General features: G+C 69.5%; 22 protein-coding genes and 1 pseudogene. 10 read left to right on the forward strand and 13 right to left on the reverse strand.

Going from position 1 to position 23,658, the window contains the following annotated elements:
• Window positions 1-256 precede the first annotated feature (256 nt).
• The 9 genes and pseudogenes from AC5WS8_RS08920 to AC5WS8_RS08960 all read left to right on the forward strand — a co-directional run bounded on the left by AC5WS8_RS08920 (window position 257) and on the right by AC5WS8_RS08960 (window position 11,553).
• Complete coding sequence (locus AC5WS8_RS08920; RefSeq protein ID WP_496102750.1) at window positions 257-787, forward strand: SigE family RNA polymerase sigma factor; 531 nt, start codon at window positions 257-259, stop codon at window positions 785-787.
• Window positions 784-1,569, forward strand: a complete 786-nt coding sequence (locus AC5WS8_RS08925) for a hypothetical protein (protein ID WP_496102751.1) — start codon at window positions 784-786, stop codon at window positions 1,567-1,569. Before AC5WS8_RS08920 ends, AC5WS8_RS08925 begins: the two co-directional genes overlap by 4 nt.
• Window positions 1,570-1,900: 331 nt before the next feature.
• Window positions 1,901-4,324: a non-reducing end alpha-L-arabinofuranosidase family hydrolase gene (locus AC5WS8_RS08930; protein WP_496102752.1), complete on the forward strand. Its 2,424-nt coding sequence runs from the start codon at window positions 1,901-1,903 to the stop codon at window positions 4,322-4,324.
• A 265-nt stretch (window positions 4,325-4,589) separates the two neighbouring features.
• A complete protein-coding gene (locus AC5WS8_RS08935; protein WP_496102753.1) occupies window positions 4,590-6,323 on the forward strand; it encodes an RICIN domain-containing protein in 1,734 nt (577 codons plus the stop codon).
• 558 nt (window positions 6,324-6,881) lie between these two features.
• Entirely contained in the window at window positions 6,882-7,421 is a 540-nt protein-coding gene (locus AC5WS8_RS08940; RefSeq protein WP_496102754.1) for a hypothetical protein, read from the forward strand.
• A gap of 68 nt (window positions 7,422-7,489) precedes the next feature.
• Entirely contained in the window at window positions 7,490-9,160 is a 1,671-nt protein-coding gene (locus tag AC5WS8_RS08945) for a M48 family metalloprotease (protein ID WP_496102755.1), read from the forward strand.
• 29 nt (window positions 9,161-9,189) lie between these two features.
• Window positions 9,190-9,327: pseudogene (locus AC5WS8_RS08950) on the forward strand (VapC toxin family PIN domain ribonuclease); the annotation flags it as partial.
• 452 nt (window positions 9,328-9,779) lie between these two features.
• Window positions 9,780-10,745: a hypothetical protein gene (locus AC5WS8_RS08955; RefSeq protein ID WP_496102756.1), complete on the forward strand. Its 966-nt coding sequence runs from the start codon at window positions 9,780-9,782 to the stop codon at window positions 10,743-10,745.
• A 112-nt stretch (window positions 10,746-10,857) separates the two neighbouring features.
• A complete protein-coding gene (locus AC5WS8_RS08960; RefSeq protein WP_496102757.1) occupies window positions 10,858-11,553 on the forward strand; it encodes a class F sortase in 696 nt (231 codons plus the stop codon).
• Between the two features lie 695 nt (window positions 11,554-12,248).
• Here the strand turns inward: AC5WS8_RS08960 and AC5WS8_RS08965 are convergent.
• The 4 genes from AC5WS8_RS08965 to AC5WS8_RS08980 all read right to left on the reverse strand — a co-directional run bounded on the left by AC5WS8_RS08965 (window position 12,249) and on the right by AC5WS8_RS08980 (window position 16,307).
• Window positions 12,249-12,791 carry an SMI1/KNR4 family protein gene (locus tag AC5WS8_RS08965; RefSeq protein ID WP_496102758.1) on the reverse strand — a complete coding sequence of 181 codons (543 nt, stop codon included), beginning with the start codon at window positions 12,789-12,791 and terminating at the stop codon, window positions 12,249-12,251.
• The gene (locus AC5WS8_RS08970) at window positions 12,788-13,324 is read right to left on the reverse strand and encodes a hypothetical protein (protein WP_496102759.1); all 537 of its coding nucleotides are present in this window, start codon (window positions 13,322-13,324) and stop codon (window positions 12,788-12,790) included. Before AC5WS8_RS08970 ends, AC5WS8_RS08965 begins: the two co-directional genes overlap by 4 nt.
• Window positions 13,325-13,364: 40 nt before the next feature.
• Window positions 13,365-15,353, reverse strand: a complete 1,989-nt coding sequence (locus AC5WS8_RS08975; protein ID WP_496102760.1) for a PE-PGRS family protein — start codon at window positions 15,351-15,353, stop codon at window positions 13,365-13,367.
• Window positions 15,354-15,689: 336 nt separating this feature from the next.
• On the reverse strand, window positions 15,690-16,307 hold the full coding sequence (locus tag AC5WS8_RS08980) for a hypothetical protein (protein WP_496102761.1): 618 nt from the start codon (window positions 16,305-16,307) through the stop codon (window positions 15,690-15,692).
• Window positions 16,308-16,617: 310 nt separating this feature from the next.
• On the opposite strand from AC5WS8_RS08980, the gene AC5WS8_RS08985 reads away from it, so the two are divergent.
• Window positions 16,618-17,661 (forward strand): phosphotransferase, encoded by a 1,044-nt coding sequence (locus AC5WS8_RS08985; RefSeq protein WP_496102762.1) that lies wholly within the window; start codon window positions 16,618-16,620, stop codon window positions 17,659-17,661.
• Here AC5WS8_RS08985 and AC5WS8_RS08990 read toward each other — a convergent pair.
• The 9 genes from AC5WS8_RS08990 to AC5WS8_RS09030 form a co-directional block, all read right to left on the reverse strand.
• Window positions 17,631-18,692, reverse strand: a complete 1,062-nt coding sequence (locus tag AC5WS8_RS08990) for a glycosyltransferase (protein ID WP_496102763.1) — start codon at window positions 18,690-18,692, stop codon at window positions 17,631-17,633. The two genes, AC5WS8_RS08985 and AC5WS8_RS08990, sit on opposite strands and share 31 nt — an antisense overlap.
• A 7-nt stretch (window positions 18,693-18,699) precedes the next feature.
• Window positions 18,700-19,314 (reverse strand): hypothetical protein, encoded by a 615-nt coding sequence (locus AC5WS8_RS08995; protein ID WP_496102764.1) that lies wholly within the window; start codon window positions 19,312-19,314, stop codon window positions 18,700-18,702.
• Window positions 19,311-20,171 (reverse strand): PIG-L deacetylase family protein, encoded by an 861-nt coding sequence (locus tag AC5WS8_RS09000; protein ID WP_496102765.1) that lies wholly within the window; start codon window positions 20,169-20,171, stop codon window positions 19,311-19,313. Before AC5WS8_RS09000 ends, AC5WS8_RS08995 begins: the two co-directional genes overlap by 4 nt.
• Window positions 20,172-20,203: 32 nt before the next feature.
• Window positions 20,204-20,935 (reverse strand): glycosyltransferase, encoded by a 732-nt coding sequence (locus AC5WS8_RS09005; RefSeq protein ID WP_496102766.1) that lies wholly within the window; start codon window positions 20,933-20,935, stop codon window positions 20,204-20,206.
• Entirely contained in the window at window positions 20,932-21,813 is an 882-nt protein-coding gene (locus tag AC5WS8_RS09010) for an aminoglycoside phosphotransferase family protein (RefSeq protein ID WP_496102767.1), read from the reverse strand. The genes AC5WS8_RS09005 and AC5WS8_RS09010 overlap by 4 nt, the downstream gene beginning before the upstream one ends.
• On the reverse strand, window positions 21,810-22,697 hold the full coding sequence (locus AC5WS8_RS09015; protein WP_496102768.1) for a glycosyltransferase family 8 protein: 888 nt from the start codon (window positions 22,695-22,697) through the stop codon (window positions 21,810-21,812). Before AC5WS8_RS09015 ends, AC5WS8_RS09010 begins: the two co-directional genes overlap by 4 nt.
• A 106-nt stretch (window positions 22,698-22,803) precedes the next feature.
• Window positions 22,804-23,007: a hypothetical protein gene (locus AC5WS8_RS09020; protein ID WP_496102769.1), complete on the reverse strand. Its 204-nt coding sequence runs from the start codon at window positions 23,005-23,007 to the stop codon at window positions 22,804-22,806.
• Window positions 23,007-23,213 carry a hypothetical protein gene (locus AC5WS8_RS09025; protein WP_496102770.1) on the reverse strand — a complete coding sequence of 69 codons (207 nt, stop codon included), beginning with the start codon at window positions 23,211-23,213 and terminating at the stop codon, window positions 23,007-23,009. Before AC5WS8_RS09025 ends, AC5WS8_RS09020 begins: the two co-directional genes overlap by 1 nt.
• Window positions 23,210-23,653: a recombinase family protein gene (locus tag AC5WS8_RS09030; protein ID WP_496102771.1), complete on the reverse strand. Its 444-nt coding sequence runs from the start codon at window positions 23,651-23,653 to the stop codon at window positions 23,210-23,212. Before AC5WS8_RS09030 ends, AC5WS8_RS09025 begins: the two co-directional genes overlap by 4 nt.
• Window positions 23,654-23,658: the final 5 nt, after the last annotated feature.

Below are 23,658 nucleotides of genomic sequence, written 5' to 3' on the forward strand. Positions count from 1 at the left end.
GGCTGTGGCGGGGCGCTCAGGATCATCGACATCTACGGGGAGCGGCTGACCGTCGACGGCATCGCCGTGCGGACGTCGCGCAGCCGACTGCCGTCCCGTTCGCCCGGCCTTGACCAGCCCGCCGGACGGCCTTTACCGGCCCGCAACCGAGCACGACCGCCGTTCGAATCCCGGGCTGGGCACTGTTAGGCTGCGCCCCCTGTTGTTAAACATGCAACCAACGCGCACAGCATTGCCAGGAGAGGGCGACGGAGGGATGCTCCTCGACGACGCGTCCGCAGAGTTCAACGAATTCTTCGAACGCCACTATGCCGAACTCGCCCGTCTGGCGCACCTCCTGACCGGCGAGGCCGACGCGGCGGACGACCTCGCGGCGGATGCCCTGGTCGCCCTGTGGCAGCGCTGGGACCGGTTGCGGCAGGCCGACCACCCGCTCGCCTACGCCCGCGGTGTGGTGGCCAACCTGGCGCGCGGACGGACCCGCAGCGCGGTGCGCGAGCGACTCCGGATCACGCTGTTCTGGGCCCGCAGCTCCGAGAAGGTGGAGGGGCCGGACGTGGCGGCCGTGCTGGACGTCCGCGCGGCGCTCGACCGGCTGCCGTTCCGTAAGCGCGCCTGCGTGGTGCTGCGGCACGCCTTCGACCTGTCGGAGAAGGACACGGCGGCAGCGCTGGGCATATCGGTCGGTACGGTGAAGAGCCAGACCTCGAAGGGAATGGCCGAGCTGGAAAGGATACTGGGCGCGCGAGCGGTCGGGGACCTGGTGGCAGGGAGGAGGAACCGGTGAACGAGGAGATCGCCCGTCGGCTGCGCGAGGCCGCCGAGGCCCACCGGCCCGACCGTGCGAGGATGCTGGCCCGGGTGCAACGCGGCATGGCCGACCCCGCCGTCCGTCACCGCGCGCGGCCGTTCGCGAGGTCCGGGACCAGGGTCGCGCTCGCGGGGCTCGCCGCCACCGGCATCCTGGCGACCGGCGGCCTCGCCGTCGCCGCCATCGTCGGGCACGCGTCGCCGCCGGCGACCGTGACCACGCCTGCCACCCCGTCCCCGACGGTCAGCTCCCCACACCCGACATCGCGCCGCCCCACCCCCGTCGCGCCGGCCCCGGCCACCACCTCGGGCAGCGCGCGCCCGACTCCGTCGGCCACCGGTCCATCGCCGACCGCCGGCGAGAGCCGGAACGGGCCGCTGTGGTCGGCCGGCTCGGTGGACCCGCACAGCACCGTCTACTGGACGCAGAGCAACCTCGCCCTCAAGACGACCCGGCCGCTCACCTCGCTCACGGTCGAGATGCGGATCGTGCAGACCGGCGGGGTGAAGACCACCGGCACCTGGCAGACCCTGCCGAGTGCTGACTTCACCGTCACCGCCCAGGAGACCGACGGCACGCTGGTCTACCGCTGGGTCCTCAAGCCTGGCCTGACCGTGCCGGCCGGGAGCTATGAGTTTGCCGCCCAGTTCAACAACGGCACCGGCGTGCGCAGTGCCGCGGGCGACGGCTACCGCGTCGACGCGCAGGGTTCAGGCGGCTCCGCGTCGGTCCGGGGAGGGTTCGTCCCGACCCGGTGAACGCCGCTGTGCGGCAAGGGGACGAGCCCCTTGCCGTACAGCTCGACGGTCGAGGAGATCCCGGTGAGGCGCTCCCGGTCGGGTACCAGCGGGGCAGGTGTTGCCGGGCTGGATGCCGTCCCGCGGCGAAGACCCGCGCGTGCCAGGCGCACCGGCACACCCGTGTGGACCGCCGTGCCGTTGAGGACGCCGGTCAGCTCCGCGGGCGAACCGGGTGGGGAAGGTGACGGCGGTCGTGGACATTCCTCCTTCGGTCACGGCAACCTTTCTGTGCGTGGCGGCAACTGACGGGTAACCAGGGCCGGATCAAGGCCCGCTGTGCCAGAAGGACATGCCGTTGTCAGATCAGAACCGCTCTCATCGCCGCCGTCCGGCTACCCGCCGTGTGATCGCCGCCGCCCTGGTCCTCGCCGCAGCGGGTGCTGCCGTACCTCTGGTCGCTCGGGCCGCACGCACGCCGAACGCCCGCACGCTGGCCGCTGCAGCGGGCGACGCCGGCCGCTACTTCGGTACGGCGGTGTCCTCGGGCAGGCTCGGCGACTCGACGTATTCCACCATTCTCGACCGGGAATTCAACATGATCACCCCGGAGAACGAGATGAAGTGGGACACCACCGAATCCTCCCGCGGGTCGTTCAACTTCGCCCCTGCCGACTCGATCGTCAGCCACGCCTCCGCGCACGGGCAGCGGGTGCGCGGCCACACCCTGGTGTGGCACTCGCAGCTGCCCGGCTGGGTCAGATCCATCACCGACGCCAACACCCTGCGTAGGGTGATGGACAACCACATCACAACCGAGATGAGCCACTTCAAGGGCAGGATCTACGCCTGGGACGTGGTCAACGAGGCGTTTGCCGACGGCGGCAGTGGCCGGCACCGAAGCTCGGTGTTCCAGGACGTGCTCGGCAACGGCTTCATCGAGGAAGCCTTCCGCACCGCTCGGGCCGCCGACCCCGCGGCCAAGCTCTGCTACAACGACTACAACATCGAGAACTGGACCGACGCCAAGACGCAGGGCGTCTACGCGATGGTCAAGGACTTCAAGTCCCGCGGTGTGCCCATCGACTGCGTCGGCTTCCAGAGCCACTTCGGCGCAGGCGGGCTGCCGGCCGGTTTCCGGACCACGCTGTCCAGGTTCGCCGCGCTCGGTGTGGACGTCCAGATCACCGAGCTCGACATCGCCCAGGCGTCACCGACGGCGTACGCCAACGCCGTCCAGGCGTGCATGAACGTCGCTCGGTGCACCGGCATCACGGTGTGGGGCATCCGTGACAGCGACTCCTGGCGTACCGGTGAGAACCCGCTCCTGTTCGACGCGGCCGGCAACGAGAAGCCCGCCTACGGCGCGGTACTCACCGCCCTGGGCGGCAGCAGCGGCACGCCGGGCGGGGGCATCGCCTCCGGCACCGTCTACACGCTCTCCGACGTGGCCGCCGGACGCGTTCTCGACGAGCCCGCGGGACAGAAGGGCAACGGCACCCCGCTTCAGGTGTGGGACGCCAGCGGTGCCTCCAACCAGCAGTGGCGGGCCGGCCGGAACAGCGACGGCTCCTACACGCTGACCAACGTCGCCAGTGGCCGGGTGCTGGACGAGCCGGGCAACCAGACGGGCAACGGGACGAGGATGGAGGTCTGGGACGCCAACGGCGGCGCCAACCAGCACTGGCGGGCCGGCCGCAACAGCGACGGCTCCTACACGCTGACCAACGTCGCCAGCGGCCGGGCGCTGGAGATCCCCGGCGGTCGGACCTCCAACGGCACTCCCGTCCAGATCTGGGACTCGGGCGGCGGCGCCAACCAGCACTGGAGCTTCAGGCCGTCGACCCCGACAACGCCCACGCAGACGGGCGGCTCGTGTGCTCTGCCGTCGACGTACCGCTGGTCGTCGACGGGTGCGCTGGCGCAGCCGGCGAACGGGTGGGCCGCGCTGAAGGACTTCACGAACGTGGTGTACAACGGCAAGCACCTGGTGTACGCGTCGAGCGTGTCGGGATCGTCGTACGGCTCGATGGCGTTCGCACCCTTCACGAACTGGTCGGACATGGCGTCGGCCGGCCAGACCGGGATGCGCCAGTCCGCGGTGGCGCCCACGCTGTTCTACTTCGCGCCCAAGAAGATCTGGGTGCTGGCCTACCAGTGGGGTGCGTGGCCCTTCATCTACCGCACGTCGAGCGACCCCACCGACCCCAACGGCTGGTCCGCGCCGCAGCCGCTGTTCACCGGCAGCATCCCGGGCTCCGCTCCGATCGACCAGACCCTGATCGGTGACGGCCAGAACATGTACCTGTTCTTCGCCGGTGACAACGGCAGGATCTACCGGGCGAGCATGCCGATCGGGAACTTCCCGGGCAACTTCGGCTCGTCGTACACGACGGTCATGAGCGACTCGACGAAGAACCTGTTCGAGGCGCCGCAGGTCTACAAGGTTCAGGGGCGGAAGCAGTACCTGATGATCGTTGAGGCCCGGGGTGCGACGGAGCAGCGCTACTTCCGCTCGTTCACCGCCTCCGGCCTGAGCGGTGCGTGGACCCCGCAGGCCGCCGGCGAAGACCACCCCTTCGCCGGCAGGGCCAACAGCGGTGCCACCTGGACCAACGACATCAGCCACGGTGACCTGGTCCGCAACAACCCCGACCAGACCATGACCATCGACCCCTGCAACCTGCAGTTCCTCTACCAGGGCAAGTCGCCTACCGCGAGCGGCCCCTACGACCAACTGCCGTGGCGGCCGGGTCTGCTTACCCTGCGGCGCTGACCTGCCTGTCGCCGTGCCGCGCCTCGCGGCGACGGGGAAGCGGTCAAGGCGGAAAAATCTGTGGGCTTCGCGGCAACCTTTTCGGCCTGCCCGGACCACTCAGTGGTGTCCGGGCAGGTGGTCCGGTCAGATGCAACGGGCGAAAGAGAGCACAGAGTTGTCCCTTGAACGAGATCACAGACATGTCGCTGGCCCACCCACGTCATCGGTGGCGTCCCGGGCCGGTGGCCGCCGTGCCGGCGGCAACGCCTGCGGTGGTCGCCCGATGCATCGCGCCCGTCGGTTGTTCGCGCGTCGGGGCTTCTGGGCGGCCGTGGTCATGGCTGTCGTGGCCGGCTCCGCCGTTGTGGTCAGCACCGCCTCAGCGCAGACCGTGGATCCGAAGACTTGGTATGTGCTGGTCAACCGCAACAGCGGCAAGGTGCTGGATGACCGCGCCTACGCCACGAACGACGGCGCGGCGGTGGTGCAGTGGGCGCGCCACGGCGGGACCAACCAGCAGTGGCGGTTCATTGACGCGGGCGACGGGTACTACCGGCTGCAGAACCGGAACTCCGGCAAGGTGCTCGACGACCTCGGCTGGTCGAAGACCGCTGGCTCCGACATCGTGCAATGGAGCGACCGGAACGGCAGCAACCAGCAGTTCAAACTGGCGAAGTCCTCGGACGGCTACCTGCGGCTGATCAATCGCTTCAGTGGCATGGCAGTCGAGGTCCGCAACGCCGCCAAGGCCGACGGGGGCGACGTCGTCCAGTACCGCGACTGGGGCGGCGCCAATCAGCAATGGCAACTCGTCCCGGCCGGGAGCGTCGACAAGGCCCGCACGCCCACCGCGCCGGACGGCCGCGTTCCCACCAGCCAGGCTCCGAGCGGCACGCGCCCGTCGTCGGCGTCGCCTCCTACGGCCGGTGACGGCAGCTCGACGAAACGCTTCATGGGGAGGAGCACGGTGCTCATCGGCGGCTCGATGTCTGACGCCTCGGCGAACTCCGCCCCGTTCGACGTGCGGTACGCCTATGTGCACAGCCGGCCCGCGCCGTCGTCGGACTACTATTCGGCATCGCGTTGTCAGGATGCGTGGACGAACTGGTGGGGCTGCTGGGGCGGCAGCACCACGGCGCCCGGCAACTACGTGACCTGGTCGGACGCCCACGTGGCCCAGGCGACGTACAAGGGCAGCCCGCGCCCGCAGAAGTTCCTCTGGACCTGGTACTCGCTGCGCGACCTCGGTGATCTCGCGGGCGAGGGCGACGGTCCGGGCGAGGTCAAGGCCATCAACAGGGTCGACCTGCTCACCCGGTACCTGAACGACTACCGTTTCTTCCTGCAGAAGATCGGTACCTCGCACGACATGATCGACCTTGAGCCCGACTTCTGGGGCTACGTCCGGTCGCTCGGCGATCCACACCAGGTTCCCGCGCAGGTCACGCGCGCAAATCCGACGGATTGCGGATCGCAGGAGAACAGCGCCGCCGGACTCTCCCGCTGCCTGGTCGACATGGCGCACAAGTACGCGCCGAACACCGCTGTGGGGATGCACCTTTCCTGCTTCGACTGGGAGTACAGCACCCAGAAATGCGTCAAGGACTATGCGCACCTCGGGGCACAGAACGCCGACTTCCTGGTCTCCGATGTGACGGACCGCGATGCAGGCTGGTACGCACAGCCGGCCCACGGCGGCCGTGACACCTTCTGGACCGACCAGAAGGCCGCCGCCCGTCTGGCGTTCTACAAGACGATGGCCGAGTCCGTGGGCAAGCCGGTGGTCCTGTGGCAGATCCCCGTGGGCAACATGGCGCAGAACAACACCCTGAACCACTACAAGGACGACAAGGTGGACTGGTTGTTCGGGCACATGGACCAGGTGGCGAACGCGCATATCGCCGGCCTGCTGTTCGGTGCAGGGCAGCAGGAACAGACATCGATCGAGACCGACGGCGGAAACCTGATCAGCAAGACGATCGCCTATCACAACTCGGGTGGTACAGCGCTCAAGTAGGCGGAGGTGCGCACCCGATCCCATCCCTTCGATGGGATCGGGTTCGTCCTCCTCGGCGCGGTGATGTGGAACGCCGCGCCATTCCCCAGGCAGAGGCCCCCGTGGGGGATCGCGGAGTTGCTGGACCAGGCCGCTCCGCCCCGGTCTGGCTCGGGTGGCCGTGCCGGGCGGGTTGCACCACTGTTGACCGTGGTTGTCCACTCTGACGGGCGCGCTGAGGGCACGGGGTGCGAGCCTCTTCGCCGAGGCCCGTCCGGTCGCCTGCGGACAGGCCGCCCGAGCGGCCACGGAGGTGTGCTGGAGCGTCGGCCGAGGGCGCCGGCCTCGCCGGGCGGCGTGATCGGACGGTCGTCAGGAGCAGCGACCTGGCGCCCGCAGAGCACGTCGTGCCCGGCCGGGGCGGTGATCAGGTCCGCCGTGGCGCCGGGCTGTCTTCGGTCAAACCACTGCGCTGCCTCGGCGGCGTATTGCACTATGACTGCGATCGGATGATCCGTTGTGCTTCACCGGGCGGGCTGGGCCCGGCCGTCAATTGATCACCGGCGATCCGGGAGTGTGATGGGACGGACGTGGGGGCAGCAGGACACCGTCCTGCTGGCGCGGTGCGCGGTCGATGCGGTGGCCCCGGAGGAGCTCTGGCTGCTGGAGACGACGGCTGCGGTGTACTTTCGGCGGCCGTGGCGGGGGCGGCGGGACCGGAGGACCGACGACATGCTGGGCTTCGGCCTGGGCGAGTCGGTGTCGGCGATGACCATGACTGCCCTGGGAACGGCCCAGGCCGTCGTGACCTTTCTGGCAGCGCAGACGGTCCAGGCCGCCCGCCAGGAGTCGTCGGGAGTGCTGGGCGAGTGGATGAAACGCCTGTTCGGTGGACTGCGCCCGGGCCGCCGCGCCGGGGAGGACGGCGAAGCGGTCGGCGGCGAGGCGGCCGACGCTCTTCCCACCGACGCGGTACCGCTGAGCCAGGCAGTGTTGCGCGAGATCCGCAGTGTCGCCTACCACGAGGCGAAGAGGCTGGGCGTCCAGCACGATCAGGCGGAGCTGATGGCGGCGGCCATCGTGGGCAGGATCGCGATGGGCGAACAGGTGCCGGAGTGAGCCGGCGGCCCGCCGTGGCTGCCGATCCGTTCGCGGTGCCCGCGGCGCTTTGGCCACGGTTCCTGCTGATGGCCGTCTCCGTCGTGGCGGCCGCCGCCGACCTGGCGGGCCTGCTGGCCGATACGGTTCCGCCGAGTCCGCTGATGAGTTCGAGCCGCTGCCGGGGGATGCTGTTCGCCGCCGCGAAGGGGCCGGATGCGAACAAGGAACTGGCCACGCTCTTTGCGTACCACGACGAGTGCTTCATACCGCCCAACCCGCTGCCGATCCCGCCGGAGCTGGCCGTCCTCATCGTGGTCGGGGCCGGATGTTTGGTCCTGTACTGGCTCGCCCCCTACGGGATCATCCTCCGCCGTGGCCTCGTGCGCATCGACCGCATTCCGGAGCTGAGCCCCGAACTCGCGGACCTGGCGCGGACGGCAGGCATCCGGGTGCGGTTCCTCGGCGATCCGCTCAACCGCGCGATCGGCGGCCTCGCCTTCGGACACGTGGGCGGACGCCGTGTCGTGCTCAACCGGGGACTGATGGCGCTGGCCCGGACCGACCGGCCGGCGTTCCGCGCCATCGTGCTCCACGAGCTCGCCCATGTCCGCGGCGGCGACCTCGACGTCAGCCACCTCACGGTGACTCTCTGGCGGGTGTTCGTGGGCGTTCTGCTGGTGCCTCCCCTGCTGCTCTTCCACAGCGACATCGACGGCGCCGACCAGTCACCGCTGGGAGCGGTCGGCTTCTGGGGGCAGCTGATCGCCCTCGCGATCGTGGTCCTCCTCAACCACAACGCCGTCCTGCGTGAACGGGAGCTGTTCGCCGACGTCCGCGCCGCGCACTGGAGCGGCAGCGGGGAACCGCTGTCCGCGGTGCTCGCGGCCGCCGAGAGGGTGGAGCGCGGTGACGATCCCGGCACGTCCGCACGCCGGAGGTCGTGGTGGGGGCGGTTGTGGCGCCGTCTGCGCGCGTTCCATCCACTGCCGGCGGCACGCCGCCGGGCGATCGCCGATCCCGCCCTGGCACTTGCCCCGAGCGCATGGCAGTGCTTCGCCGTCGGTCTCACCATCGGCCTCACCTGGGCCCCGGTGCTCAAGAAGGTCTCACGGGGGTTGGCGCGCCTGGGCGTGCCGTTCACCATGCGGGAGCTGCCCCTGGGTGCCATGACGTCGCTGCCCGTGGCCGTCGTCCCCGCAGGTGCCGTGGTGGCCCTGGCCGTGTGGCGGACGCTCCTCGCAGGACACGGCCTGCGCCCGCTGGCCAGGTCCCAACTGTTCGGTCTGGCCGTGGGCGCGGGCATTGCAGCCGCGGGACTCCTCACCGACCAGGACGCCTTCCTGGGGCCGGGTATCTTCGGCCTGAGCCTGCCGACACGCGGCGTGTGGTGGGGGCTGATGACCCTGCTGAGCTGGGCGTGCGTGGTCTGGATGGCCCTGGCCGCCCTGGCGTGGCGGTTCGTGCTGCGAAGCCACCGGTCGACGCGCATCGTGTCCGTGCTCGGCTCGTCGCTGGGCGCGGTGGTGTTCGGGCTGGTGCTGTCGTGGGCGTTCAGCCTCCGGGTGGAGTTGGGGATGGTGGGCCTTCCGCCACGGCAGTTCCTGCGGCATGCGTTCCACCGCGACGCACACCGGCTGTCCCTCTTCCCCGGCCACACCGTGACGCTCACGCTCGTCGCACTGCTGATCGCCTTTCCGCTCGCCGGTCTCGCATCCGCTACGGTGGTCCGCCTTCGCGGCCGGAGCGGGCACGGCTGAGGGAGAACGGCAAGGCGGCGGATCCGAGTGCCGCCCAGCCCGTCCGTGTCCGCTACCGCGCGCTGGAACTCGACCTCACCGACGCGGTGAACGTGGCGCTCGCCGCCGACCACGACACGGACGCGATGCTCACCCTCGACCGACGAGACGTCCGGGCCGTACGCCCTGAAGCCTCGGGCACCGTGGGCATGTCGGTCTCCGGGCATCTGTCCGTCAGCGTCGACGCCATGATCGGCATGATCGAGCACAAGGACGACGTGAGCCTGTCCGCTTCGATGCGGGATTTGCACCCGGGATCTCTTCGTCCCGAAGCAACTCGGGCGAGTGCTCTGCCTCGGCTCTGTGCCCTCCTCGCCGGCGGCGACGGTTCTTGGGTGTCCGCAGTTGTCCGCCGCTGTACGTCCTCGTTGTCACGCGGTTGGACACGCAGGCGACCAGCGCTTGAGCGCGCTGTTACACGGTGGTGACGGTTCCCGTATCGATCAAGGTTATGTGATCAGTCACACTAACCGCATCGCACACCGCAAGGGCCGAAACCGGGGGCCGGACGGAGAACCGCGGGGCGATCTCCATGCTTCACCACTCTTGTCATCCCTGTGTCATCCCTGGGGGGATCACCATGTCTGCCGTGCTCGCGCGCCACCGCCTCACCCTCCGTGCCGCCGTCGCCACCGCCGCTCTCGCCGGCGCCTTGCTCACGCCGGCCGTCGCCTTCGCCGCCGACGGCCAGTCCGGCACAGACACGCACTGCACCGCGACGCAGACCATCCCCTCCGCCTTCGGCGGCTGGACGGTCGACCTGACCAACAGCCTCTCGGCGGGCCCCAAGGCCGTACTGAAGGACGACAAGGGCAAGACGGTGTCCACCGTGGACCGCGCCCACCCCGAGGACCTCGCCAACGGCCTCAAGATCAAGAACGCGGACACCACCTCCCCGCTCTTCCTCGACCGCTCCCAGGGCGACCCGGCGCCGTGGCACCAGACGCCGTTCCCGGCCCTGCCGAAGGACTGCGTGGGGACGGGCACGGGCAGCGGTTCCGGCACGGGGACGGGGTCCGGGTCGGCCGCCGGTACCGGCACCGGTACCGTCACCGTCATCGGCAAGTGCACCGTGATGCAGACCATTCCCTCCCGCTTCGGCGGCTGGACGGTCGACCTGACCAACAGCCTCCGTAACGGACCGAAGGCCGTGCTGAAGGACGGCAAGGGCAGGGCGGTGTCCACCGTGGACCGCAACCGCCCGGAGGACACCGTCAACGGCCTGAAGATCGAGAAGGCCTACAGCACCGCCCCGCTCTTCCTGGACAACAACCAGGGCGGCGACTCCCCCTGGCGCACGACGCCCTTCCCGAAGCTGCCCAAGGGCTGCGTGAACACCGGCACCGGCACCGGCGCCGGTGAGGGCACCACGCAGACCACCACGGCCACCCAGACCAAGGTCGTCCCCACCGGTGCCGTTGCCGCGGGCGCCGAGGGCACCGGCAGCTCGCAGGACACCGCGCTGCTGGCGGGCGGAGCGGTCCTGGCCGCGGGCGGTGTGGCCGGCCTCGGTTACGTGGTGCGCCGCCGCCGCGCCGGTGTCTGATCCTGCGTCACCACCGCACCTGGCGGGCCACCGGTCGTCACCGGCGGCCCGCCTTCCACGTCTCCCCCAGGCGACTCCCCCCAGGACAGCCAGGAAGCCCCGAGGAACCCCGATGAACGCGCCCCCAGCCCAGGACGCCCCGCCCCCGCCCTCCCGCAGTCGCCTGCGCTGGATCGCGGCCACGGCGGCGGCAGCACTGGCCGTCGGCGGTTGGATGACGGTCATCGCCATACACTCCGGCACCACGGCGCCCGCCGCGCACGGCCCGGCAGCGAACATCACCGTCTCCGCCCCACCGCCGTCGCCCGCATCCGCGTCCTCGCCCACGTCCTCACCGGCTCCGCTGCCTGCATCCGCCCCCGTGCGGGTCCGCATCCCGGCCGCCGGCGTCGACACCTCCCCCGTCCTCCAACTCGGCCTGGCCGCCGACGGAACCGTCCAGGTGCCGTCCGTCGCTCAGGCCGACCGCATCGGCTGGTACCGGGAGGGCGTCACCCCCGGCCAGACGGGTCCGGCCGTACTCATCGGCCACTTCGACACCGTCAACGGGCCCGCCGTCCTGCGCAACGTGGCGCGCGTGCGTCCCGGCGACACCATCACCGTCGACCGCGCCGACGGCTCCACCGCCGTCTTCGAGGTACGCACCCTGCAGCAGGTGGACAAGAAACACTTCCCCACCCAGCGGGTGTACGGCGACACCTCCCGCCCCGAACTGCGCGTCATCACCTGCGGCGGCGACCTGCGCGCGGGCCACCGCCCGGACAACATCATCCTGTACGCCGACCTGGTACGAACCTCCGCGAGCTGAAACTCGCAGCGGGACGTGGCGGCCGGGCTCGACGACATGGTCCGCGCCGAGCGTGCGAAGAACCACAGCGGCGACCGCACGCACCACAACGAGAAGCCCACCCGTAGCTGACAGCGGCCTCATGGTGCGATTGTGGTGGGTCCGCCGCTCACCGGTCTGGACAACAAAGAACCCCCGGGTCTCTGACCTGGGGGTTTCGCATGGAGCGGGTGACGAGAATCGAACTCGCGCTCTCAGCTTGGGAAGCGACGGCGCTTGAGTGGCGGCACTGCTCCTGACCTGGGAATACGCCGCCTACGCGGCAGTTTGGAGCGCTGGTTTCGCACCGCTGTTCACCGTGGTTGTCCGGTCTTATGGGCACGCTTTGGGCACGAGCCCGCACGGGGATGCTGCGCGGGGCCCGGCTGCTCCGCTGCGTTCCCGCACCTGCAGGTGCGGGATGTCCCCCCAGCGCGTCGGCTTGCAGATGCACACCCCGTCGTACGCCGGGGGGACGCAGCGGCTGGCCGAGGATGCGGCTGGTCTGATGGCAGCTACGGCAGTACGGCGTGCCGTCAGCCGGTGTCTGCGGTGCGGGCGCTCCAGCGCTCCTCCACCTTGGCCAGGCGCCAGTGGGCGACTGGTACAGCAGGACGGCAAGGACAGCCACTTCGACCAGAGCGATCGTCTTGCAGGTCAATGTCTCGTGCGACTTCTCAGCCGCACGCCGCGAGGCGGCGTGCGGCGTCGAGCCAGGGCGTGGGTTGCAACCCGTCCTCGGCCATCATGACCTCCTCCTCCCACCAGCCGGTCCCGTCCAGCCAGGAGGCCAGCCACTGGGCCACGGACGGCGAGTCCAGGAACCACGCGTCGGCCCAGTCGTCAGGGCCGGCATTCGGCTCGAAGAGGAGAACGGGAGCGTCGGGGGCCAGGCAGTCGACAGCGGCGTACATGCCGCAGCCCCAGTCCAGGATCGGCAGCACGCCGCGCGGCCAGTATTCCGAGCGAGCGTCTCGGAGCGGCCCGTACTCGGATACGGCGGTTCGCCCGTCGCCGACGAGCGGCAGAAGGGTGTACTCGGGGCCGAAGCCGCCGTTGGCAACCTGGAGGTACAGCAGGCGGAGCACCGGCGGCAGGCTGAAACCGAGTACATGCTCGGCGTCGGCGATGTCCTGTTCGCTGACGGACGGGGCAATGGCCCCTGCCTCCCGCACAGCGCGGTCACGCACACGCAGCAGGAGCTCGGACAGGTCGTTCATGCAACTGCCTCTTCGATGCTGAGATGCCGGGCGATGATGTCTGCGGACTCTGGCGCGAGCCGGTAGATCCCCTGCAAGCTCAGCGCCCGCAGGAGCCGGCCGTCCTCGACGTACTTGAGCTTCCGCTCACCCCGGCGCGAGGTGAAGCTGAGGTGTTCCAGGTGCTCTCCGGGCAGCGGCCGGTCGAACCTGAGCGGACTACCGGGCGGCCCCAGCACGACCTCGGAGATGCAACCGCCCTTCAACGGGCGCCAGTGGATCAGCTTGGGGTAGTCCTCGTCGGCCAGTTCTGCACCGGCCCTGTCATAGTCGACGATCCGCTGGACCTCGATCGAGCAGACCGGGTACACCGCGGCCTGCCAGGCCCGAACGGCGAAAATCCGGTCGCCAGGCGCGACGCCGGCACGTCGGAAGCTCGGACGCGACTGATGGGGACCGCCGAACAGCACCGTCGGGCGCTGCCCTGTGAAGCCTTCGCGTATAAGTTCACGGCACAGGTCATTGGTCCACAGCACGGTGTAGGAGTTCGCCACGGCCCCGAACATAGCGGCGGGCACCGACAGCGCTTCCCGGCTACCGGTCCAGCAGGTGTTGCATGACGGTTTCGGGAACAGCCGGGTTCGCGGCGGCGCAGGCGGCGGTTGCGGTGTCGCGCAGGAGGGCTGCCAGGACGCGGGTGGGCAGGCGGGGGTCGGCCGCTGCTTCGTCCCTGATGCCCTGGTGCGGGTCATCGAGCAGGCGGATCACGGATTCGCCGGACAGGCGCTGGTCGCGCAGGGCGCACCAACGGACACCCGGGTCCGCGTCCCTGCTGAACTGTTCCACCAGCTCGACGGTCGACTCCGGATCGAGGAGAGCGAGCTTGCGCGTAAGGGGGTTGGGATCGTCCGCGTAGCGCATGGTCCCGTGCCGGGGGAAGTTGGGGTGCTCGACCATCCGTGCGGCTGAGTAGCCGTTCCAGCTCTGCACCATTTCCAGTAGTACGTCGGCCGGAGCCTGGGCGCAGTGTTCGGCCAGGAAGAGCCGGACGACCCAGTCCTCGTCGTGCGCCAGCAGGTCGACCACGTCGGGTGGCAGGTTCTTCGCCCAGGCGGCGCTGCGGCGGAGCATCACGTGTGCGGAGGTGGCGCAGCGGCGCATGGCCTCTTCGTCGTCCTCCAGTTCCCGGACCCACGGGAGCGGGTTGCAGCGGGCCTTCGGGTCGAACTCGATCGCTATTCGGGAGCGTTCCGCTTCGGTGAGGTCTGGGCGGATGGAGACCAGCCAGCGGACGTGGGGGTCGGGGTCCTGGCCGAGCAGGGCCACCAGATCGGCGTCCAGGTTCGGGTTTTGCGCCGTGGCACTGTGCAGTTCGGTCTCGGTGCCGTGGACCAGGTTCTCGGCCAGCTCGCGGGCGAGCATGCAGGTACGGGCGGCACGTTCTCGGTGCCTGTCGCTGGGGAGCTCGGCGAAGTCAGCCGCCGAGAGTGGCGTGGAGCAGTGGTGCCTGAGAACGGCTTCGGCTCGTACCCCGGCGTCGGGATCCGCGAGGAGGGCTGCCTGCGCCGAGGGGACCAGGTGAGTCCAGGCGCGCGGGGCGGCTGCAACGCGCACCTGGGGGTCTGGGTCGACGGAGAGTGCGGCAAGATGCCGCACCGGCAGGTCGCGGTGGAGAGCCAGTTCGGCGCGTACGCGCGGGCTGGGATCGGCGGCGAGCTGGGCGTACGTCGCATCGGTGAGTGGTGATCGGCAGTCCACGGCGCACGTGAGGAATATCCACCGATGACCGGGGTCGGGATCGTGGAAGAGTTCGGCGCGCTGTTCGGCGTTGAGCAGCCATCGTTCTGCCAGCCCTTTGCGTACTCGCCATTCGGGGTGCGCGGCCCAGGCCCGGACCACGTCTTCGGGGAGTTCTCGGTAGATCAGCCAGGACGGGAGCCGCTCCTCGGGGCCGACGTCGAGGAGACGGAGCAGCACGGGCGCGGGCGCGGCGCGGTTCCTGGCCAGCCCGTCGCGCCACGCTGCGCGCAGCCCGGCCGGGGCGGTCTTCCACCGCAGGATGGTGTTCCAGCCGGCCTTGCGCTCCTGCGCACTCTCCGTAGCCCGGGCCTGTGCCGACGATTCCAGCCAGTCGGTGAACGGGGCGATGGCGACGAACCAGACCGCGTACTCTTCGGTGGTGGCGCCCAGAACACTCTCTCCGTCCAGGGACATGGCCACGAATTCCGGTTGGCCCGGCTTCGAGCCGAGAAACCCGGCCAGATCCCAGCGCTCCGCCAACCGCACTCTGGTCCAGTGGCCGCGCTCGCAGCATGTGCAGCCCTGGTTGGCGACGCTGATCAGGAACTCCCCGTCGGTGTTGATCACGTCGTGTTCGACAGCGAGCCGGTGCCACTGCTGGTTCAACTCGGCGACCAGGTCGGGATGGCTGTTCGGCACAGCGAGCGTGGGCTCTGCGTTCCCTGCGATCACCGGCCGCCAGGCGGCCGCTGCGGGCCGCGCATCGGAGACCCGGCCGTGCCCGACTACCTCCAGGCCGGCACGATGAAGCAGTTCACTCAGTGCACTCCTGTCACCCGTCACGACGGCCATCTTCCTCTACGGCCAATGGTTCGAACCTGCGAACCTATGGCCTGGTCCGTCGCCGACTCGGACAAGGCCCCTGCGCCTCCAAGGGCCGCGAGTTGGGCCGTCGCCGAGACAGCCGGGCCTCCCCGCTGCGAGCCCGCTCGTAAGTGCTGGCATCAACGCCGTGGGACACCGTCCCGTCCTTGGTTACCTCGATGTAGCACAGCGCCCTTCGCCGTGTACGGGAAGTCTCCGCCTACAGATGCTGCGCTGCGGGGTTCCATAGTGCCCCTTCGGCTGGCGGTGCCAGGCCCACTGACTGCCAAGGACCAGTGCTCAAGGTGATCCTGGCTACCGGTTCTTCTTGCGCGATGCCTTTGCCTGCTTCTGCTGCCGCTTCCTGGCCTGCGCGGCTCGCTTTTGTGCCGCCAGGGCTCTGCGCTCTGCCGGGGAAAGCATGGCTCGGCGGAACGCCGAGTCCATCAGTTGCTCATCCTCGCCGAGCCACGCAGGGGCCTTCCCAGTTATTGTCTCGTCGTTTGCGAGAGCGGCGGTGAGTTCGTCCTGCAGGTCCGCAGCGCGGTTGTAGTTGATGATCTCGATGGGTGCGCCGTAGACGACTCCGGGGCCAGCTGCGGTTTGCTTGAACGCGTAGTCGTTGTAGGCCACTATCGCGCCTCCGCTACCCCGGGCGTCCCCCTTGGGTAGGTTGGCTCCGTACATGTCCGAGGCTTCGCCTCGGCGGCCTTCCGGGCTGCTCAGGAAGGGGCAGACCATCGCAGCGTAGATCATGCACGTCCGATGGCCCGGGGCCTCGCCGGTGGGCGCTGAGTTGAGGAACTCCTTCCCGACACCCAGTACGGCGCTGATCATCCTGGCCTCGTCTCCGTCGACGACCCGCCACACCGGTCCTGGCTGCATCTCCTTGCCACAGACTGTGCATCGACGCTCTTCGACGCACAGGAACACCCGGCGCATGCTGGTGTTAGCAAACTGCGGGGCTCCGTCCTCCCATGGGGTGATCGCCGGGACGGGGTACCCGCGGTCGTCTTGAGGACGCGCTGCGATGCCAGTAGGCATGGTGACGTCGGTAACTCGCATTCGGCGACTATATGACCGGGTGGTGCCACCTTGAGTATGGATCGGGCACATATCGCCTGCCCGAGATGCCGGGGGCCAGCACGCGACCGACGTCGGAGATCAAGCCGCTCAGGGAGCGAGGAGGGCGTTCGAGTGATCGTCGTGCTGGGATGGGGTGTGCTCGCGTATCGTCCGTGGGGTGATTGATGCCACCGTGGCGGCCCGAAGCGATATCGCCGACAGTGTGCTCGGAGAGCTGATCGATGCCTTTGGTCTCGGAGACGTGCGGGAGCGTCTTTATCTCGCTGATGGGTTGATGAACGCCAACTGGAGGCTGAACACCTCCGCCGGAAGGTTCGCTCTGAAGCGGGTCACGGATGTCTCGCTGGAGCGGTTGCAGCGCAATCTCGGCGTGCTGGCGGCCCTCGCTGCCGACGGTGTCCCGGTGAGTGCCCCAGTCCCCACGGCCTCGGGTTCGCCGGTGGCTCAGGTCGGGGGTGGTGCCTGGTGCCTGTTTCCGTGGGTGGCTGGCTCACATGTCCGGGGTATTGATCTCAGCCCAGCCCGGGTGAGTGCGCTGGGCGCGCACCTGGGGCGTCTGCATGTGAGCCTGGGCAGGGCTTGCGATCGAGGGCTGCTCCCCGGCGTGCCAGAGACGATCACCGCGGACGTCACGTCGCCAGAGCGAGCGGTGGAGAAGGCCGAGCGGCTGACCGCGGCCGTAAGCGACAAGGGCACAGGCAGCGACTTCGACCAAGCAGCTGCTGCCTCCTTGGACCACCGGCAGGCCCTCATCTTCAAGTACGCCGATCACCGTCCGCGATCGGGGACGCCTGGAGGTGACCACGGGTGGACGCATGGCGACGTGCAGTACCGAAATCTGCTCTGGGAAGGCGGGGGACTTGCCGCCATCCTGGACTGGGACCGGATCGCGGTGCGTCCGTACGCGGAAGAGGTCGTACGGACGGCGCAGGTGCAGTTCGGCGTGGGCGGGATGTTCGACCTTGCGCGGGTGTCTGCGTTCGTCGAGGGCTACCGGTCCGTGGTGCCGCTGGAACCGTCTGCGCTGGTGGATGGTGCTCGGCGGCTGTGGTGGAAGCGGATGACGGATTTCTGGCAGCTGGAGTTCCACTACGACCGCGGTGACTTCTCCTTCGACGACCTGTTCACTGCGGACGAGGCACTGCTGCACTGGTGGACGGATCGGCTTGATCAGGTCGAGGACGCGTTCGCCGCAGGGTAGATCCCAAGGCGTTCGAGGTCCGGCAGGCGGGGGCGGGTGAAGGTGCTCGCTCGTCGCTTTGCCTGCTCCCCCAGGGTGTGGTGATCGGCGGCGCGGATGGCCTCCGCCCACTCCTTCGCGCTGGCCTCGGCGGAGAGCAGTATCCCCGCATTGTCTATGGCTTCGGGGATGCCGCCACGGTCGGTGCCGATACTCGGGGTCCCGTGCAGGGCAGCTTCGATGATCACGCGGGGGAAGGCGTCCTCCACCGTGGAGGGCACGAGCAGGAGACGGTGGCTGCGGTAAAGGGGACTCATGTCGTAGACCCGCGGCACGTAGGTCACGTTGGGGTAGCCGGCGAACTGTTCGGCGGTGTTCCACCAGCCTTCCACCAGCGTGAAGCTCTGTTCGGGCATGTGGCGGATGAGCAGGTGCAGGAGGTCGGCGCCTTTCGCCGGGATCGGGTTGACCATGAGCACGGCCCTGGTCCGCTCTCGGCGGCGCTGCCCCGGCTCCGGCGGTGTGAAGGGCGGGTAGAGGACGGACAGCCGGGTGCCGTCGCGCCGGGGTGCACGTCGGAGAACGAACTCGGAGACGGCCAGTCCATGGTGCGGACGGCCGTCGAGGACACCCAGTCCCGTCCTGGACACCGAGTGCAGGATGCCTGCGACGAGGACGGTGGGGCGGGCTCGGGCAGCGATGTCGGCCGCACCTTCCTGCGAGGTGAACACCACATCCGGCCGCACCCGGGACAGCAGGCTCCACAGAGCTGACATGATCCGCTGCTGCGGTACTGCGATGCAGTCCACTCCGTTCCACTGGTATCGAAGCTCCGCCTGGGACTCCTCGTACGCGGTGTCGTGCTCGTCGAGGAAGGTCCGCACCTGGACGATCTGTGGGGTCTGGTGCCAGGGCGTTTGGTGGGAGCCGAGGTAAACCGTGTGCCATCCGGCTGCCGTGAGTTCTTCGGCGAGGAGTTGCTGGGTGACCTCGGCTCCGCCGATGAGGAGCGGTGGCGGGGTGCGCCGCCATGCGAAGAGGGCTGTGGGCATGGGCCGGTCACCTGGTCCAGTACGTGACGAGGGCTTCCACCGCGTGCGCGACCGCGTCCGGGCTGGTGTCGGCGGGGATGACGGTCACTTCCCGCGATACCGGCGGCTGCGATGGAGAGACGAAGTAGTCACGCGTGTGGGCGAGGAACGCCGGCTCGTGGAGGAAGTATTCGGACTCCGCCGCTGTGTGCCCGGCCGCCTTGCGGCGCAGGGCCAGCTCTTCGGCCGACACGTCCAGGTAGAGGGTGTGGTGGGGGCGCAGGAACGGCAGCTCCTGGAGGCGGTCGCGCAGACGGTGGTGGACGTCGTAGCCGAACAGGGCGTCGAGCGCGTGGGCATGGGCCAGGAGGGTGTCCACCGAACGATCGAGGAGGACGACGGGCTTGGCACCGACGAGTGCCCGGCGCACGCGAGCGCCTTCGATGCCCATGAATGTCTCGAACGCGGCGAGCTGTTCGGCTGCGGATGCGGTGCGGGCGGGCGGGATGTCGGTGCGACGGGCGATGTGCTGGACGTAGCAGTCCGAGACGAAGGCCCGCTCCTCGATGCCGCGTGTGCGCAGGTGGTGTATCGCGGTGGACTTCCCGGAGTATGAGGGCCCTTCGAGCGCGATGATCTTCACAGCGACTCCGTCCGGTAGAAGCGTTCGGCGAAGGTTCCCGTGCGGCTCAGGAGGTCGGCCGCTGTGGTCCAGGCGTGCCGGATCGGCCTGTACATCTTCCGTGCCGGGTGCATCTGCGAGCCGTGCATGTGCAGCACCGTGACCTTGTCGAGCACGACGTGCGTGATGTCGACGAGCTCGGGGACCAGGGCGGGGCAGGTGCGTGCTCGGAAGAGGTGCTTGTCGCAGCCGGCCAGGGCGTAGGTGGGCCAGAACGCGAGGTCCTCCCAGAACCAGAGGCATCCGAGTCGTACTGCTGCCGCGTGTACGAGGAGGTGGTCGGGGTGGCGGGTGACGGCAGCAGGGGCGAGGAGTTCGGCGCCGGGATGGGCTTGGACGATCTCGCGGAGTTCGTCCGTGATCCGGTTCAGGCGGTCCTGGTCGAACGGGCGGAAGGGGGGTTCGGCGTCCTTATGGCCCAGGAGGATCCGGTTGGCGGCGAAGGGTGCCAAGGCAGCGGCGCCTTCCCGGTTGCGCAGGTCGGATACGGCGGACTCGGTGCTGTACGTGTTCTCCAGAGCTGGGTGGACGCTGGTGGAGCGGGTGAACACCGTGGCCACGGTGAGCGGTCGGGTATGGGCGAGGAAGGTTCCGGAGGCGGACAGGGCGAAGTCGTCGTGGTGCGGTTCGATGGCGAGCACCGGGCGGCCGGCCGGGCGGCGCATCTCGATGAGGTAGCGATGCCCGCCATGCGGGGCCTTGAGTTCGATGATCCTGTGGTCGTGGGCGCGGTGGCGTTCGGACAGGTGCTCGGTCCACCGCTGGTGGGTGTGCATGAGGTCGTCGGGGAAGGTGTAGATCCCTTTCGCGTTAGGCACGGGCGGCGTCACGGTCATGGTGGGCTCCGGGGTCATCGGACGGTGGTCTGGTACCAGTGGCGCCACATGCGTGGCGAGTTGAGCCGCAGCCGGGCGGTGACGGGGTTCTGCCACCACAGCATCCGGAGGCTGGACCACTGGTCGTAGCGGCGGGTGGAGGGGCGTACGCGCAGCTCGTCGAGGATCACGACCGGTGCGTTCTTGGTGCGGCCGTGTGTCGTGAGGCGGTGGAAGAACTCCACGTCCTCGCTCATGAACAGGTCGTCGCGGTATCCGCCGACCGCGTGGAAGGCCGCTGCGGTGGCGAACTGGGCGACGCCTTGTGCGCCGCCGTGGTTGGTGCGGTAGTGGTCCCAGTAGGCGCAGAGCAGTCGTGCGCCGAGCCGCTTGGGTGTGTAGAGGGGTGGGATGGCCCCGCCGACGGCGCCGTTGTCCATGGCGGTGGCCGCGGCGGTGATCGCTTCCATGGGCAGGGCGACGTCGGCGTCCGTGAAGAACAGCCTGCGGCCTTCGGCGGCAGCCGCGCCGGTGTTGCGTACCCGGCCGATGTTGCGGACGGTCTCGCTGATCACTCGGACGCCGAAGGAGGCGGCCATGTCGGCGGTGGTGTCTGTGGAGGCGTTGTTCACCACGATCACCTCCCCTCGTTCGCCGCTCGTCTCCTGCCAGCGTTCGAGGGAGGCGAGGACGGTGGGGAGGTAGCGGGGCAGATAGGTCGCTTCGTTGTGGGCTGGAATGACCACCGTCAGTCCAGGGCTGGTCATCGGGGTGTCCCTTCGCTGCGTAGCGTGCGGAAGAGGTGCGGTGTCTGACGGCTCAGGTCGGCCAAGCGGTCCGACCACAAGCGGCGGCTGGTGCCGGGCGAGGCGTGGACCCAGCAGCGCGCGGTATGGACCACCACCCACGCCGAAAGCCGGGCATCGTTCAGGGGTGCTGCGTAGGCGTCGAGCAGCGTGCGGCGGTCCCACGGTGTGTGGGTCGCGGTCATGACGAGGGCGTGGGCGACGTCCGCTTCTCGCAGGCCCGGCGCGGCATCGGTGAAGTCGACCAGGTAACGCGTGCCGCGCGGGCCGGAGAGGACGACGTTCTCGAAGTGGATGTCGCCGTGGCACCACACGCTGGGTGCTCTGTCCGGCGTGTCGGCGATGACGGCGAGGGCGGGGCCGATCCGGTTCAGCAGGTCGGGTGGGCAGCGGCGGGCCAGGGAGGAGACCGAGTCGAAGAACGGGCGGCGGGGCACCGCCTGCCTGACGGGTGCTCGGTGCAGGCGTGCGAGGAGTCCGCCGAGGTCCTTGAGGGCTTGGGTATGCGGGATGTGGCCGGAACGAACGGCGGCACCCAGGGTGTGCCGGCCGAGGTCAGAGGTGATGAGCGCGGTGGCCCCCTCGCTGGAGATGGTGCCGCTGCCGAGCACCTGCGGGACGGGCACAGCGACTCCTGCAGCGCGGATGGCGGTGGCCTCGGTCAGCGCGTTGCGGCGGGTGGTGTGGTCGTACAGCTTCACGATCACGCTTCGGTCGTCGCTGAGGCCGGCCCGGAACACGGCCGTCCGGGAGCCCGCCGACAGGCGCTCCGCAGTCCGGGCGGGTGTCCCGAGGAGGGCGCTGCACGCACGCGAGACCATGGCGGGCGGCAGGGTCATCGAAGCCCCGTCGGCTCGGGATGGGCGGCGCCCAGCGCGCGGACGTGTCGCAGGGTCCGCTTCAGGAGAGTGCGGTACTCGCGTACGTCGTCCGTACCAGGACAGTCTGCCTGCCACGGTTTCTCCGGGCCCACGAAGTGGATGAGGCGGGCGGATGGGTCCGGCCGCAAGGGGCGGGCGATGATGCGGCGTACCCAGTCGCCGCGTTCGAGGTACCGGCCCACCTCGAACCGGTTGTATGCGGCGTCGGCCGCCCGCACGCGGCCGGTGTGGAGGAACCATAGGTTCAGGGCGTCCTGGTCGTTGTGGAGGATGTGCTGCCGGTGTCTGGCCAGGGCCTGCTCGACGCCGCGGCGGATACGTGGCAGATCGGCGGTGTGAGCCCACAGGAGACCGGCGTTGTAGTAGGGGCGGTCTCTCAGACGCGGCCAGCGTTCCGCGGCACCCGGCAGGGCGGGACAGCGGCCGACTGCCGGGTTGAACTCGTCGCGTACGGCGCCGACCTCGCCGGGGTGGAGCGCGTGGAGCGGGGTGGTCAGGTCGCCGCGGACCAGGACGTCGGCGTCCACGTAGATCAGGTACGGGCGGCGCACGAACTCGGGAGTGAACTCGAAGCGCAGATAGGTGGTGACGGTGATGTACGAGGTGTCCGCCATTCGTGCGGAGCGGAGCGGGGAGCGGCGTGCCAGGGCGAAGGAGCCGAAGCCGACCCGTTTGGCGAGGTGGGCCAGGAGTTGCACCTGGGGCGATCCGAGGTCGAAGGTGAGGAAGCGCAGCGCTGCGGCCTTGCGGGCGCGGGGGCTGAGGCTGTCCGCCAGGGAGGTAATCGTGGCGAGGCCGGGGGTGAGGTAGTGCCGGTCGATGCAGATGCCGAATGCGTACACGGCGGGTCCGCCTTCCGGGCGTGGTCTGGAGAAGTGATCGGGCGATGAGTGGGCCGTCGGCGTCTGCCTGCCCTGCGGCTGATCTGGGCCGCCATCGGGCATGGGGCTAGAACGCGCGGTCGGCCTTGTCCGGGCTGGCGTCCGGTTGGCTGACCGCCGGCCGCTGGCTGGCGGCGAGGTCCTGATGGTCGTTGGTGATCAGCGTGCCGAGAGTGACTGCGGCAGCGAGGTGGCCGGTGAACCACACGCCGACGCAGAACCGCTCGACGGAATCGACGGCCTCGCCACGGGCCTTGTGGCGGCTGCGCATCAGGTGGCCTTCTCTCGGCTCAGGCGGTCTGTGCGCGTCTCGATGACGTCGAGGGTGCCGGCCTCGTCCGTCTCCCACTCAGTCGTGGGGCTGCCCGACACCGGACGCAGGACCCAGTCGGTCCCCTGTCTGATGTCGGTGACGATGGCGTGACGTCCGTTAGCGTCCAAGACCAGGTCACCGACCTCCGCCCGTGCTCGGGTCACGAGGCGGCTCCCGGGATGAGGTCTCCCCACAGCCACCAGCCCGAGGATGCTTCGAGCAAGATGCGGCGGCGCTCGTGCTGCCCCGGGGTCTGGCGGGCCGGCGGCGACGTCGCCTCGGCGAGGAAGCCGCCGCGGTCACGGATGAGGACGCCGAGCGCGGCGAACTGCCCAGCGTCTTCAGCCAGGTGAGAGATTCCCGCGACGACGATGCCGCGGACCAGGCCGGAGGACAGTGCGCTCGTGACAGCCGCCCAAGCCGGGCGGGCGTCCAGTGGCACGCACGGGTCGTCGTCGGACCAGGTGCCGGCCACATGCCAGTGCCGGGCATCGGCGTAGTGGCGGGCGCGGCGCTCGGCCTCGCGGTCAGCGGCCGATTCGGCCGCACAGAAGTAGACAGCAACCGGCACGTGTCCGATGCCGCCGGATGGGGATTTCGGCATGCAGT

This window comes from Streptomyces sp. PTL18 (assembly GCF_059510295.1).